Origin of the sequence: Myxococcus sp. AS-1-15, assembly GCF_020037055.1 — a bacterium.
Taxonomy (GTDB): Bacteria; Myxococcota; Myxococcia; order Myxococcales; family Myxococcaceae; genus Myxococcus; species Myxococcus fulvus.
On sequence record NZ_JAIQDF010000010.1, the window covers coordinates 213,913 to 228,436 of the forward strand.

The window sequence follows — 14,524 nt, forward strand, 5'->3', positions numbered from 1 at the left end:
ATACGCGGAGGGCTGGAGTCCGGGAGGCACCCATGGCGCGCGCGACGAGCACAGGCGGGGCGGGGTGGGCCGTCATCGTGATGGCGGTGGTGTTGGGCACGGGGCTTGTCGCGTGCCGCGAGGACCCGTCGCTGGTGGGCGCGCAGGGTCGGCTGCGGTTGTCCGTCGACCGGCTCGACTTTCCCTTCGCGTATCCGGGTGGCACGCGTGAGGCGGAGGTGCGCGTGCTCAACGCGGGGCGCGCGCCGCTGGACGTGACATGGACCGCGGTGGAGGCCCCGTTCTCGCTGGTGGAGGGGCTGCCCTCGCGCGTGGGGATGGAGGAGGTGCCCGTGCGGGTGCGCTTCGGTCCCCGGGCCATCGGCACGTTCGAGTCGCGGCTGGTGGGCACCGCGTCGGATGGAGGACGCGTGGAGCTGGTGCTGGCGGGCGAGGCGCGGCCGACGCCCGACTGTGTCCCGGTGGTCTGCGCGACCTCGACGTTCGACCCCGTCACCGAGCGCTGCGTGGAGACGGTGTCGCCGGACGGCACCGCGTGCAACCCGGGCAGCGCGTGTCTCACCATGGCCACCTGTCAGCAGGGGCGGTGTCGAGGGCAGGAGCGGCCGTGTGACGACGGCAACGCGTGCACCACGGATGCGTGCCATGCGCTGGATGGGTGCCGCTCGGTCCCGGCGCCGCCGTGTCCCGGGGGTGGGCCGTGCCAGGTGGGCACGTGCGACCCGAAGCTCGGGTGCGGCCTGGCGGATGCGCCCGATGGCACCTTCTGCGGGACGGAGCGCGGCTGCGACGCGGCGGACGTGTGCATCGAGGGCGCGTGCGCGCGGAGGGACTTGCCGGACGGCTTCGTCTGCGCGTCGGCCAGTCCGTGTCAGGCGGAGGGCCGGTGTCGCGGGCCCGTGTGCGAGCGCCCCGCCGCGGTGACGCTGGCGCCGGACTGGAGCCTCGACGCGGCGGCGTACCCGCGCAACCTGCATGATTTGCTGGTGGGGCCCGAGGGGGACGTGACGCTGTCGGGCTTCTACGAGTCGGCGCTGCTGGACGCGGCGGCGCCGACGCCCATGCTGAGCCGGGACGCGGCCCGGCGGTGCATGCTGTGGAATGACCGGCTGTTGTGCATGGATTTGCCCGAGGACGGCACGGTGTCGCTGATGGAGCGGTACACGGGGGTGCCTCGGTGGACCTTCACGCTGGGGGACGCGCGGCCGGACATCCGTCAGCGCACGGAGACGCTCTTCCTGGCGCGGCTGGCGGTGATGGCGCCGGACCGGCTGGCGGCGCTCTTCGAGGCGTATCCCGCGGGGGAGCGGCGCGAGACGTTGTGCCGCATGTACTTCCTGGTGGTGTTGGACGCGTTCGGACAGATGGTGTCCGCGCAGGAGCTGACGGACCCGCTGTTGTCCGAGTGCAACCACCCGCACCCGTTCGGCGTCGTGTCCGACGCGGCGGGGGATTTGTATGTGTCCTTCTCGCAGACGCTGAACGTGGGGGCGCCGCTGCATGCGGGCGCGCCCTCGTTGTTGATGGCGTTCTCGTCGGACGGGGTGCCGCGCTGGCGCAAGTCCCAGGGGCAGCGCGCCGGAGAGCTGGCGGTGGTCGACGGGCTGCTCTTCGCGGAGCGGGGCGGGCAGGCGCTGCGCACGGCGGATGGCTCGGTGGCGGGGACGATTCCGCAGGTCTTCGGCCGCGTGGTGGCCACGCGCGAGCGACTGGTGCCGAGCGCGCCGGGCACGACGGTGAATGTCGGCGACGAGGGCAACGCGCCCGCGCCCACGCAGCTGCGGGGCTTCGCGCTGCCGTCACTGAGCCCCGTGTGGACGTACTCGCTTCGCTCGGGACAGTCGCTCACCACGAAGGAGCTGCGGCTGGCGACGTGGCCGGAGACGCCGGGGCTGCCACCGAGGACGCTGGTGCTCACCACGGCGACGGATGCGGACGACGCGCAGCTGCTCGTGGGCGTGCGGGTCTCCGACGGCAGCGAGGCGTTCCAGTGCCGGTTGGACTACCAGGCGCGCACCATGCCCCAGTTGCTGGAGCTGGCGCCGGGCGCGCTGCTGATGATGGATGGGGCCGAGACGTGCGGCGAGTGCGACCCGCCGTTCGCCTCCAGCCAGGCGCGCTTCCAGCGCTTCCCGATGCCGGGATTGCTGCCCGCGAACGAGCCCTGGCCCGGGACCTTTGGTGGGCCGGGACACGACCATCACGAGGGCGCGGCCCACTGAGCCTCGTAGTGGATGCGTCCCAGGGGCGCGCGGGACGACGAGCTCCAGCGGAAGGTGCCGATGATGTCCACGCGGGTGGGGTCCACGCGTGAGGGGAGGATGCGGAACTCCACGCCGCGTCCCACGGGGGGCAGCACCAGCCCGTGCCACCGCAGCGTGCCGCCTCGCAGCCGGATGCCGCCGTCGTCGAGCACCGACACGTCCAGCGCCAGGTCGAGGCCGTGCTCGACGAAGACCTCGTGGAGCTGGTTGCCTCGCAGGACGAAGTCCGAGTCGAAGCTGCGCAGGGCTCCGTCGCAGTACAGCTCGCGGACGAAGTGCATCGAGCCATCGGCGCGGCGGAAGGTCCGGAAGCGTCCGGGGAACGTGCGTGCCCCGTGCTCGAAGAGGCCCTGGCCCGACAGTCGCGTCGCGACCCAGGCCAACACCCGCGCGGTGCGCGAGGAGAACGTCACCGAGGCGCGCACGTTCCAGGCGCCCGGGTTGGCGTAGAAGCGGATGACCCGCTCGTCCACGCGGGACACCTCCGGGCCCATCGCGCTCGCGAGCAGGGACCAGGCATCCGAGGGTCTCGTGCGCTGTCCCCGATGCAGCGCCTTCACGCCCCGCCGGTACACTCCCGCCGCCGTCCACGCGGTGAGGAAGCTCGAGAGCAGCAGCCACGCCGCGCGGCGCTCGCCGACGAGGCCCGGGTCCCGATGCCAGCGCGGCAGGCACAGCGCGCGCAGCGTGGCCCAGGCGTAGTGACGCAGGAGCACCCAGCCCGCGCTCGTCAGCCGCACCACCGAGAGCGCGAGCCCGTGCGCGATGGCGCTCTCCCCGGGCACCGCGCCCGCCAGCGCGTGCTGGTCGAAGAAGCGCGCGCCCAGCGTCATCTCCACGTGCTGGACGAGCAGACGCCACAGCGGCTCGCGCTCATGGGCTCGAGCCTCCTCGAGGAACGCCGCCTCATGACCGAGCTCGCGTCCGCGCGCGACATCGACCATGTGGGCTTCAATCCATCGCTCGTCGCGCACCTCCATCGGCAGGCCCTCGGCGCATGCGCTCGCATAGGCGCTCCACTCCGGCGTGCGAGGCAGCCCGGTCTCATCCACCGGCATGACCGCGGCGCCCAGACGGGCGAAGGGCTCGGACACGCCCCAGAAGCGGCCCAGCGTCACGGCGCTGGCCGCGAGCAGGTGCACCTGGGCCATGCGGCATGGATTCACCCGGTAGAAGTCCGCGAGCAGCCCGAGCGACAGTCGACAGGCGCGCTGACGCAGGACGAAGCCGTGCAGTGCCTCAAGCGACGAGTGGGGGAGAGCGTCACGCGCCTCGTCGAGCTCCTCCTCGTGGAACGTGTCCTTCCACGAGGCTGCTCCCATGGCATGAGACAGCACTTCGCGTGCCTCGGCAATCGCCGCCGCTTGGAGCGCGCCTTCTCGCGACGTGGCCTCCGTGGCATGAGGCATGGCTTCGCGTGCCTCCGCGAGAGCCGCCGCTGCCCGGAGCGCCCCCTCTCTCATCGGCTCACGGGCGTCGGCGTGACGCGCCAGACTCGCCACCCGCGCCTCGAACGTCCTGGCTCCCACGCTCACGGCGACACCTCCACCAGGCGCGCCCCCGGAGCCGGCGCCGTGCCACGCGCCCCCCCACCCAGCCAGCTCCGCGCCGCGTCCGGCGCAGGCTGCCTGCCCAGCGTCCGCGCGAGCACGAACAGCGCGAACCGCCACCGCGAACGCCCTCGCTTCGTGGCCTGTTCATCTCCCGCGCACCACCGCCGCAGCGTCTCGAATCCCCACTCCGTCCCCAGCCGCATGATGGGACGGAAGAGCACCGCATCGAGCACCTCGCCCAGCACCCCATGCCGCGTCTGGTAGTCGAACACCGTCTTGAAGAACGTCCCCTCGGGACGGCGCTCGTACAGCCACACCCCGCGCCCCCGCAGGATGGGGCTGCGCCAGTCCTCCGAGCCGAACTCGAACGTCGAGCGCACGTTCGGCGTGTTCGCCAGGTAGCGCCCCCACCCCACGATTTCGAGCCCGAAGCCCAGGTGCGTCCGGTAGTCCATCCAGTGGAACCCCCGCGCGTCCTGCTCCGGCAGATACCGGATGGAGGTGAAGCGCACGTCCCAGGCCACATGCAGCGCCGGCTCCTGCGTCCGCTCCCACACCACCTCCACCGGCGCGGGGATGAGCACCTCCGCGACAATCCTTTGGAGCGCAGGTCGACGCGTTGGCACCCCCGTGGCTCGACGCATCGCCCACCACCGGCCCGCGTCCCGGGTGAAGGTGATGAGCGCCGTCACCCCCATCACCGTCATCAGCGCGCGCAGCGCCACCGGCACGTCGGCAGGCTCCCACCGCACCCCCGTGGGCAGCAGCCGGTCCCCCCACACCGCCTGGAACGTGGCCATGAGGTACAGCCCCACCAGCACGCTCAACACCACGTGCGCGAAGTACTCCCCCCGGGGCAGGCCCCCCTGCGGCGCGCGGCTGTCGTTCTCCTCCCAGACGTCCGCGAAGGCGACCCCGACGTCCGCCGCATACAGCACGACCAGCGCCCCCAGCGCCCACCCCTGGAAGCGCACGTGCGGCACCCAGAGGAACTGCAGCGCGTAGATGAGGTGCCGCGCCGTGTGCCAGAAGACCTCCCGCTGGCACTCGGCGCGCTCGTGCAGCCGGCCGCGCCAGTGGTGGAAGTAGACGACGTCGAAGGCTCCCAACAATCCGATGACGAGCAGCAGGTAGAAGGCGACGTGCATGCCCACGCCCCGGTGCAACGCCGTGACCAGGGCCACCCGCCCTCGCAAACCTCGGAAACGTCAGGGATTCAGAGGATTCAAAGCGAAGGTCCGTCAACGCCGTGGACAGCGCCGACAACGGGCGTTGTCATCCCCAACTTCTCCACAACGCTTCTGGGTGTGGGCGGCCTTCACCCGGGCTCCGTGCCGGCGCGTCATGAACGGCGCTTCAGGTGTCGGCGGTCCGCGACCCGCGTCGCCAGAGAGGGTCCGGGCCCGCTGTCAATCGCCGACCTGGGGTCTCCGCGCGATTTTCCCGGACGGATGGTGAACGAGGGCCCGTTCAGCGCCCGTCCTGACACGACACCCCCCGCGTCACCGACCCTGCGGGTGGACATGCCGCGCGTACCCGATATTCTTCGCCCCATCGTTGCGTTGAAAGACGTGGACGTGTTCCACCTTGCCCACGCGAGGCCTGACCGGAAATGCCCCCCTGGGTTCCGGCGCTGGTGTGGAAGGAGTGCGGTTGCCCGGACGACCTTGGAGGTCCGGCGTGCGGCGGCTCCGTTGCAGTGTGGGGGGTCTGCTCGGGCCCCGGGGGGAAGAGATTTCCCTGGGGCCCGAGTCACCTCGTCCCTGCCTACGGCCGCGCCTTCGCCGTGCCCGCGGGCGCCTTCGCCACGAAGGCCTCCAGCCAGGTCACCTCGTCGCGGGTGATTTCCATCAGCAGCTCCTCCGTCAACGCCGCCACCGGCCAGCGCTCCAGCGCCGTCTGGTTGAACGTCTTCAGGGTCTGCTCCAGCGCCTCGATTTGCTTCAGCGTCAGCGCCCGGCCCGCCTCGTCCCCCATGTCCTGCGCCCCGCCGCGCACCAGCTGGAAGCCCGCCATCCGCTCCACCAACGTGGGCTGCCGCACCAGGCTGGCGCCGATGTCCCGGGTGATGCGACCCAGGCGCTTGAGCCCCTCGGCTGACAGCGAGCCCCGCGTGCCCACGTTGCGCGTGCGCAGGATCCACGTGCCCCGCTCGCCCAGCACGCGCTTGGACACCGCCATCGCCGCCGCGCTGGCGTCCGGCACCCCCACCTCGCGCAGCAGCTCGCGCGAGCGCACGTAGCCGTCGTGGAAGGACGTCTCCCGCCAGGCCGGCAGCGTGGACAGCTTCTCCAGCGCGTCGATCTCCGCCGCCGTCAGCTCGCTGCCGGACTCCGTGTCACCCAGCAGCAGCAGCAGCTGGAGCTGCATCGAGCGCGGGTGCGCCCGGACCAGCGCCTCCAGCTTCTCGCGGAAGACGGTCCGCGCCCGCTCGTACTCGGACTCCGGCAGCGCCTCGCCGCGCAGCGCGTCCCGCACCGCCACGTAGAGGTCCGGGTCCTCCAGCCGGGGCACCTGGTTCAAGAGGAACAGGGCCTGCTCCGGCTCCAGCTTGCGCATGGCCAGCGCCAGCCTCAGCCGGGTGTCGTCGGACGTGGCGCGCGCCCACGCGGCCTTCTCCCAGTCCGCCAGGGCCGGGTCCGGCGGCAGGGGCGTGGCTCCCGGCAACAGCTCGCTCTGCCGGAAGTCGGGACGGCCCAGCTTGTCCCACGCGTCGCGGAAGGCCTGCTGCCAGGTGCCGGCGTCGGGCGCGCGCCGTCGCTCACGCAGCGCCTCCAGCAGCGCCACCTCGGGGCTCCCAGGGGCCTCGGCCTTCAGGCGCTCCAGGACCTCGGCGGCTTCCGGGTCATTGCCCTCCTGCAGCGCCAGACACACGTGCACCAGCAGCGCGGGCGCGAAGCTCGGGGCGAGCATCGTCGCCTCGCCGAGCGACTCGCGGGCCTTCTTCGAGTCACCACTGGCGGCGAAGCGCGCGGCCCGGTCCGTGTGGCGGAGGACCTCCGGCGACGCGGTGTACTTCACGGCGCGCGGGCCCTTGGGCGCGGGGAGCTCCGGGTGCGCATGCCCGTCATGCGGCCCGTGCTCGTCATGCGCGGGGCTCGGCGCGCGGGCGCTCCGGACATAGAGCGCGCCTCCCGCGGCCAGCGCCACCGCCAGCCCCACGCCACTCCACACCGCGGCTCTGCGTCCCGAGGTGCCCTGCGAGGAAGGTGGAGGAATCGGGTCCGTCATGGCGCGGCTTCTCCGGGGGTGGGGGAGGCCGCATTCCAATCGGCCCCGCCCCGTCGGAGCAAGGTGGCCCTCTTCCCAGGTGGGAGTGTCCTTCCCTACCCAGGTGGAAGACGCCGCGCTTCGTGCGGGCGCAAGGCCCGCCGTGCCTCAGTCCTTCGCGTAGAGGACGCGGCTGCCGCCGCTGGCCTGGACCTGGGTGCGGTCGGGACGGGAGACGCACTTCACGGTGGTGCCGCCGCTGGCCTGGACCTCAAGGCTCTCTGACGGGTCCGCCTCCACCTGCGCGCCGCCGCTGGCCTCCACCTCCAAATCCTTCAGGCCCGCGAGCTTCATCGCCTTGACCACCGCCCCGCCGCTGGCCTCGATGTCCAGCTGCTTCGCGCGCCCCTCCAGCTGGACGGTGCCCCCGCCGCTGGCCTCCAGGTCCAGCTTGCGCGTGTCGATGCCCCGCAGGTCGATGGTGGCGCCGCCGCTGGCCTCGATGGAGAAGTCCTCCGAGGTGGCCACCTCACCCTGCGCCGAGCCGCCGCCGCTGACGGAGACCTCCTCCAGCCGCGGCACGGTGATGAAGAGGCGAACCTTGCCGCCGTTGAACGCGTCGCGGAGGCCCTTGCGCTCCACCTTCGTGGCGAGCTCGCCGTCCTCCACCTCGAGCTCCAGGCGGGACAGCAGGTCCGCGGGGCCCTCGACGCGCACGGACTTGGGGCCCACCTTGAGCTCGGCCTTGATGCCGTGGCCCACCTCGATGCTGTGGAAGTCGGGGACGTCCCGCGTCTGCGCGTCCCCGGCCCAGGCGGCTCCGGCGAACATCATCAGGGGGACGAGCAGGGACATCCGGGCGGTCTTCATGGCGTGCTCCCAAAGGGCCGTGGAGCCCGGCAGGGGCCCCGTCATGCCGGGCTACGCACCATGCCGGGAACGATTGCTACTGACGGGACAACATCTCGAGCGGCACCCTCATGGAGGTGGTGTCGCCGGGCTTGATTTCGACCGTCAGCTTGAGTGCCCTGCCTTCCTCGTCCACCAGCTTCAGGGTGTGCTTGCCCGAGGGCACGTTCACCTTGAACAGCGGCGTCTCCCCCAGCAACTGCCCGCCCAGGAACACCTGGGCCTGGGGCTCGGTGCTCAGCGTGAGGAAGCCCGGCTCGCCGGTGGCCAGGGGAGCGGAGTCCCGGGGCTGGGCGCGCTTGTTGGGGGTGCGCGGCGCCTTGGCGCGCGGCGAGGACTTCTCCTCACTCACAGGGGTGTTGGTGTCCGCGACCTCCGTCTCGGCGGGAGCCTCCGGCGCGGCCTCTTCCGGCGCGGAAGCGGGGGGCCCCACCGGTTCGGGCGGTGGCTCCACGGGCCTGCCGGCGAGGGCACCCTGGGTGGGAGCGCTCTCCACCTTGGGAGCGGGCGCGGGCTTCTTCACCTGCTCCGGAGGCAGCGGCGTCACGCGGGGCGCGAGCCCCAGGAGGGGCCGTACCCGGTTGGAGACGACTCCACCGTCGAGCCCCAGTCCCACCACGGCGGTCCCCACCGCGAGCAGCACCAGCACGGTGGCCAGGACCTTGAGGCCGACCCGGGAGCGCGCCGCGGAGACGCCGTTCAGCGTGTGGACATGGGAGTCGTTGTCCTCGGCCTCCGCGAGTGGGGGGGTCCGCCGGTTCTCCTGGAAGGAGCGCGCGGGCTTGGTGGTGGCCTCCAGGTTCGGGTCCGGCGTCTGTAAGGACGCGGGCAGCTGGGCCTGGGTCCTGCGACGAGGAGCCGGGGCGCGGCGGGACGGGCCCGAGTCGGAGGAGGAGAGCGAGGCCACGCGGACCATGGCGGTCTCCTCGTTCCGGGCGGGCGGCATCGGAGCGGGCACCTGGGCGCGCGGGGCCTCCATCGTCCGGCCGGAGCGGGGACGTGAGTCGTTGCGCAGCGTGGTGTCGTCCCCTGCCGAGGGGCGCGAGGGCGGAGGAGGCGGCGTGCGCGCGGGCCCGGGGGACGGCGCGGCGGAGCGCGTGGGGCCCGAGGTCGTCAGCGCGGCCGGCGGAGGAGGAGGCGGCGTGCGCGCGGGCCCGGGAGACGTCAGCGCGGGGCGCCCCGGCTGGGTGCGGGCCGTGTGCGTCTCATCGTCGGGAGGCCGCGAGGGCAGCGTCTCCGAGGGCGGCGGCGGACGCGAGGGCTCCTGACCGGCGCCCCGGCTGCCCAGCTTCTTCTGGGGCGGCGCCCGGAGCACGGCCTTGCGAGGAGGCTCCGGGTCCGGGGGCGGCGGCGGTGGAGGCGTCGTGGGGAGCGCCGTCGTGGTGGCCCGGCGCGGCGTGGGCTGGGCGCTGGACTGCGGGCCGGACGACTTCACCGTGGGAATCGTCCCCGAGGCCCGACGCGGCATCGGCGCCGAGTCCGGGGGGCCGGAGGTGGTGTTGACGGTGGGAGGCTCGGGGACGTCGGGCGCGGTGGGGGGACTGCCGCCCATGGCCAGCATCTGCGCGACGTTCGTCTCGCCGGTGACGTCGCCCGAGGCGGGGCCGGCGATGAGGAGCTGACGGGTCTGCTCGCGCCGGTCGGCGAAGAGGCGGCGCATCACCTCGCTGCTCTGCTCGGGGTGCCAGATGAGCGGGCCCACCGCGCGCTCCAGGGCGCGGGCGAACTCCAGCGTGGAGGCGTAGCGGTCCTCGCGCCGCCTCGACAGCGCGCGCAGGACGATGGCGTCCAGCTCCGGCGGTATCTGCTTGTTGGAGCGAGAGGGCGGCGTCACCTCGCACTTCAACACCGCGTTCATCATCGCCTCGGCCTGCTTGGCGTAGAACAGCCGCATGCCGGTGAGCAGCTCGTGCAGCACCACGCCCAGGCTGAAAAGGTCGCTGCGCGCGTCCAGCGGGTCGCCCATGATCTGCTCGGGCGACATGTAGCCGCTGGTGCCCTTCACCATGCCCACCGCGGTGCGGCTGGCGCGCGCCAGGCTCTTGGCGATGCCGAAGTCCAACAGCTTGGTGACGCCCTCGTACGTCACCATGATGTTCTTCTCGGCCACGTCCCGGTGGATGACGGGCGAGGGGTGGCCGAGCGGGTCCGTGAAGGTGTGCGCGTAGTGCAGCGCGACGGCCGTGTCGCGCACCGCCATCAGGCTGAAGCCCATGGGGATGGGGTGGTTGGCCTGCCGGCACGCGCGCGCCACCTCCACCAGCGTGGCCCCGGGCACGAACTCCATCGCCAGGAACAGCTCGCCCTCGGCGATGTCCAGGTCGAAGACCTGGGCGATGTGCGGATGGTTGAACGCGGCCGTGACCTTGGCCTCGTCCAGGAACATCCGGATGAACTCTTCCTCACCCCGGATGTCCGGCAGGATCTGCTTGAGCACCACCAGCTTGCGGAAGCCCGCGAGCCCACGCTGCGACGCGAGGAAGATCTCCGCCATCCCGCCCGTGGACAGGCGGCTGAGCACCTCGTACTTGCCCAGCGACCGGCCCCTGGAGGCATCCGGCGCGAGCGGCAGCGTCGTCCCACTCATCGGAAGGCGCCGAATCTACACCGGCACCCGGACGGACGCGAAAGTCGCGGTCGAAGAAAAGTCCACGAATATCGACATCACGCCGACTTCAACGAATTCTTGATGTCGGGTTCAGGTGCGGCGTGCCTGCGGGGAGGGCTTGCGGGAAGGGTGGCGGCGAGGGCGTTGAGCAGGCGCAAATCCGAGCGGGACAGGCCGCGCAGCGTCTTGCGGAGGTCCACCAGGGCGGTGGACTCGACGCGCGGGGTGGGTGGAGGGCGCTTGCGACCCGGGGGTGTCTCGATGCTCGCGTCCAGGGCGAGCAGCTGATGGGGCGGCACGCGCAGCACGGTGCACAGGCCCTTGAGGGTGTGGAGGCTGGGGAGCATGTGGCCGCGCTCCAGGCGCGCGTACACCTCGCGGGCCACGCCGAGCCGCTCGGCCACCACTGCCTGCGTCAGTCCCATGTTCCTCCGGGCCGTGCGCGCGGACATGCCCAGATGGATTCCAAGCTCGGTCTTCATTCTTCGTCCGTCGTCAGGAAGGACGCGGAGGCCCCCTCGCCACCGCGAAGGGGCGACCCTACTCCGCGCCGCTCGCGGGACGCACCCACCGTGAAGACTTCCAAGGTGTGCCGTGATGTGTGTCCATGCGGCGCGGGTGGTGTTGGCGCGAGCGGCTGTGTGAAAACCGAGGCGTGACGCTTCGGCAAAGCGAGTGGGCATGGCGATGAAGACGGTGCGGTTCGACTTCGAGAACACGCGGGACCTCCCCGTGGAGCTGGAACTGGAGCCCGAGGGGATGCCGTTCACCGTCCAGCCTGGAGGCCGGCTCGACGTCTTCTGCGAGGGACCCGAAGAAGGTGAACTGGAGCTGGCGCGCCACCCGGAGGGCCACGTCACCTTGTTTGCCTGGAGTGGGGCATCGTTCCGGGTCATGGAGGGTGGAAAAGAGGTCTACGCGTCGGTCAGCCCCGCGCCCGGCCTGCCTCCGGGTCTCTCCACGAAGCAGTTCGTGGAGACGCTGTTCGGCTCGTTCGAGCAGCGCCGGGCGATGCGCGACGAGCCCAAGAACTAGGGCGTCAGGAGAACGGGCCGCCCCGCGTCCGGGCCACCGTTCTCATCGTGTTTCGCGCGCTGTTCCCAGCGAGCCCAGGCTCCTCTCGTGAGCCGGCCTCCGGACAGCGCCCCCTTCCCACTTCACATTCCGCGCGTCCGTGTCGCCCGTCCCCGCTGGGACCTGGGCTAAGACGCGCTCCAAGGTTCCATGGATACTCCTGTTTCTCCCCGCACCGTCACCGGCCGCATCGATGTCCACCCGAGAGGCTTCGGCTTCCTCACCGTGCAGACCCCGGGCTCGCACGAGGTGCTGTCCGCCTTCATCCCGCCCCCGGACCTCAACCCGCTCTTCGCCGGCGACATCGTCACCGGCACCGTGACGGCCGCCGCGGACGGCCGCTGGACGGCGAGCCACCTGTCGCTGGTGGAGCGCCCCCGCACCCGCGTCTATGGCGAGGTCGTCTCGCGCAAGGGCGCCCTGTTCCTGCGCATCGACCGCGAGGTGGGCAACGCGGACTGGGTGCTCGACGCCGGCGCCACCCGCGTGCAGCACGGCGACGCGGTGGTCGCCTCCATCGCCGACGGCAAGGTCGTGCTGCTCTACAAGGTCGAGGCCGGCGAGGACCGCTCGCTCGAGCGCATCATCGCGCGCCATGGCCTGAGCAAGGACTTCTCCCCGCAGGCCCTGGAGGACGCGCGGCTCGCGCGCGAGGTGCCCCACGCCGTGGGCTCCCGACGTGATTTGCGCGACGTGCCCACCGTCACCGTGGACGCGCCGTCCACGCGGGACATCGACGACGCCATCTCCGTGCTGCCCGCAGGACCCGACGGCGCGCTGCGCCTGCTGGTCTCCATCGCCGACGTGGCCGAGCGCGTGAAGGAGGGCACCGTGCTCGACGCGGAGGCCCGTGAGCGCGCCACCAGCGTGTACATGGCGGGCCGCGTGCTGCCGATGCTGCCCGAGTCACTGTCTTCGGACTGGCTGAGCCTGGTGCCGGGACAGGAGCGGCACTGCCTCACGGTGGAGCTGCGCATCGACCCGCAGGGCCGGGTGACGGCGGCGGACGTGTACGAGAGCGTCATCCGCTCCTGGGCGCGGCTCAACTACGACGAGGTGGGCGCCTTCCTCGACCGGGGCGAGGTGTCTCCGCCCATGGAGCCGGTGCGCGAGGTCATGCCGTGGTTCCGCCTGGCCTCGGCGCGACTGGCCGTGGCCCGTGGCGCGCGCGGCGGCATGGAGTTCGCGCGAGATGAAGCGCGGTTCACCTTCGACGCGTCCACCGGCGCGGTCTCCGGCCTCGTCTCCGAGCGCCCCACGTCCGCGCACGGGATGATTGAGCGCTTCATGGTCGCGGCGAACGAGGCCATCGCCACGTGGATGCTGGCGCGCGGCCTGCCCGGTGTCTTCCGCGTGCACGAGCAGCCGGACCCGGAGCGGGTCGCGGACCTCAACGCGTTCGCGGAGCACTCGGGCTTCGCCGCGGGCTTCGGACGGGAGCTGACGCCGCTCGCGCTGGCCGCGTTCGACCGGCAGATTGTGGGCGCCGCCGCGGAGCCGGCGCTGCGCTCGGTGCTGCGCCGCTCGCTGGGCCCGTCGCGCTACACCGTGAAGCCGGGGCCGCACTTCGGCCTCGCGGCGCCCCTGTACCTGCACTTCACCTCGCCCATCCGTCGGTACGCGGACCTGGCGGTGCACCGCACGCTGAAGGGCTACCTGCACGGGCGCCGCGACTACCTGGACGAGGACCCGACGGTGGAGTCGCTCGCCGCGCACATCAACATGCGGGCGCGCTCGGCCAACCGCGCGGAGACGGACCGGCACCATGTGCTGGAGGCGCGGTGGCTGGCGGGCCACGTGGGCAAGGAGTTCTCCGCGCGCATCGTCCGCGTGAAGCCCTTCGGCCTGGTGGCGCAGCTCGACGGCATGCTCGCGGAGGGGACGCTCCCCGCGGAGGGACTGCCCGGCGGCCCGTTCCGTCCGGACGCGCGCGAGCTGTCGCTGGTGGGCAAGGAGCGCGCCTTCACCGTGGGCATGCCGGTGACGGTGAAGGTGGCCTCCACCGACGAGCAGCTCGGACGCGTGGAGCTGGCGCTCGTCGGTTAGACACGGGGGGCGCCTCAGCCGGCGAACGGGAGCCCCTCTGTCTTGGACGAGAGGACGCTCTCGCTCACCCAGCCGACGAGGCCCGTGGAGGACTTCACCAGGAAGGCGTGGGCCTTGACCTTCTGGTTGCCCTTCACGCCGCTGGGCACGGTGACGGGCACGGCGAGCAGCACCTGGATGGCGGAGCCCGTGGCCAGCTGGGCGACGGGCTTCGACGTCGTGCGCTGCTGGAAGATGGGGAAGGACTCGCGCACCTTGGCCTCCTGCCCCACGAAGTAGAACTCCTGGGGCACGTGGTCGAGCTTGCCGGCCTTCGCGTCGAGCACGTACTTGTCGACGCGCGTCCAGAACGACTGCCACGTGCTGGAGAGGATGATGTTGTTGCCCTTCGCCTCGATGGGTGAGCGCACCGAGCCCAGCGACTTGAGCGCCTTGCCATCGAACGCGTAGAGCGTGCTGGCGCTGTCGTGGTCCGTCATGCCGGTGTGCACGGCGACCTCCTTGCGCGGGTCCCCGCTGTCGATGTCGACGATGACGAAGCCGTGCACCTCCGCGTCCGAGCGGACGTTGACGGTGGCGGCGCCGACCTTGAGCACGTAGCCGAACCCCTTGGGGCCCTCCTGGGTCTCCAGCGAGATGTCCTCCGGCTTCCCGTCGCCGTTCAGGTCGACGGACGCGGCCTTCACCAGCGGCTCGTCCCCCGCGAGCGCGAGCGGGGCGTGCAGCAGCGCGAAGGACGACAGGGCGATGGTGGGGAGGAGCGACGTCTTCATGATGGAGATGACCTCGTGAGGACCTGGGCGTCGGGTGAAGGTGCCGCGCGGCGCGCATCGTAGCCTCGCCCGTCCTTCCCGAAGGGC

10 protein-coding genes are annotated in these 14,524 nt (G+C 72.0%); 3 read left to right on the top strand and 7 right to left on the bottom strand.

Annotated elements, in window-relative coordinates:
* The first annotated feature begins 32 nt into the window (after nucleotides 1-32).
* Nucleotides 33-2,222, top strand: a complete 2,190-nt coding sequence (locus K8625_RS26110) for a tenascin-X (RefSeq protein WP_223749489.1) — start codon at nucleotides 33-35, stop codon at nucleotides 2,220-2,222.
* On the opposite strand, the gene K8625_RS26115 is transcribed toward K8625_RS26110, so the two are convergent.
* The 6 genes from K8625_RS26115 to K8625_RS26150 form a co-directional block, all read right to left on the bottom strand.
* A complete protein-coding gene (locus tag K8625_RS26115; RefSeq protein WP_223784216.1) occupies nucleotides 2,201-3,673 on the bottom strand; it encodes a DUF4166 domain-containing protein in 1,473 nt (490 codons plus the stop codon). The two genes, K8625_RS26110 and K8625_RS26115, sit on opposite strands and share 22 nt — an antisense overlap.
* A gap of 122 nt (nucleotides 3,674-3,795) precedes the next feature.
* Nucleotides 3,796-5,001, bottom strand: coding sequence for an SRPBCC family protein (locus K8625_RS44250; protein WP_305070917.1), 1,206 nt, complete (start codon nucleotides 4,999-5,001; stop codon nucleotides 3,796-3,798).
* Between the two features lie 583 nt (nucleotides 5,002-5,584).
* Nucleotides 5,585-7,048: a lipopolysaccharide assembly protein LapB gene (locus tag K8625_RS26125; RefSeq protein ID WP_223749487.1), complete on the bottom strand. Its 1,464-nt coding sequence runs from the start codon at nucleotides 7,046-7,048 to the stop codon at nucleotides 5,585-5,587.
* Nucleotides 7,049-7,195: 147 nt separating this feature from the next.
* On the bottom strand, nucleotides 7,196-7,897 hold the full coding sequence (locus K8625_RS26130) for a head GIN domain-containing protein (RefSeq protein ID WP_223749486.1): 702 nt from the start codon (nucleotides 7,895-7,897) through the stop codon (nucleotides 7,196-7,198).
* 76 nt (nucleotides 7,898-7,973) lie between these two features.
* On the bottom strand, nucleotides 7,974-10,523 hold the full coding sequence (locus K8625_RS43855) for a serine/threonine-protein kinase (RefSeq protein WP_255665980.1): 2,550 nt from the start codon (nucleotides 10,521-10,523) through the stop codon (nucleotides 7,974-7,976).
* Between the two features lie 77 nt (nucleotides 10,524-10,600).
* A complete protein-coding gene (locus tag K8625_RS26150) occupies nucleotides 10,601-11,026 on the bottom strand; it encodes a helix-turn-helix domain-containing protein (protein WP_223749485.1) in 426 nt (141 codons plus the stop codon).
* 199 nt (nucleotides 11,027-11,225) lie between these two features.
* Between K8625_RS26150 and K8625_RS26155 the strand changes: the two genes are divergently transcribed.
* Both K8625_RS26155 and K8625_RS26160 read left to right on the top strand, forming a co-directional pair.
* Nucleotides 11,226-11,579: a hypothetical protein gene (locus K8625_RS26155; protein ID WP_223784217.1), complete on the top strand. Its 354-nt coding sequence runs from the start codon at nucleotides 11,226-11,228 to the stop codon at nucleotides 11,577-11,579.
* Nucleotides 11,580-11,768: 189 nt separating this feature from the next.
* Nucleotides 11,769-13,664 carry a ribonuclease R family protein gene (locus tag K8625_RS26160; RefSeq protein ID WP_223784218.1) on the top strand — a complete coding sequence of 632 codons (1,896 nt, stop codon included), beginning with the start codon at nucleotides 11,769-11,771 and terminating at the stop codon, nucleotides 13,662-13,664.
* A gap of 14 nt (nucleotides 13,665-13,678) precedes the next feature.
* Here K8625_RS26160 and K8625_RS26165 read toward each other — a convergent pair whose 3' ends face one another.
* Complete coding sequence (locus K8625_RS26165) at nucleotides 13,679-14,437, bottom strand: hypothetical protein (protein ID WP_223784219.1); 759 nt, start codon at nucleotides 14,435-14,437, stop codon at nucleotides 13,679-13,681.
* Nucleotides 14,438-14,524 lie beyond the last annotated feature (87 nt).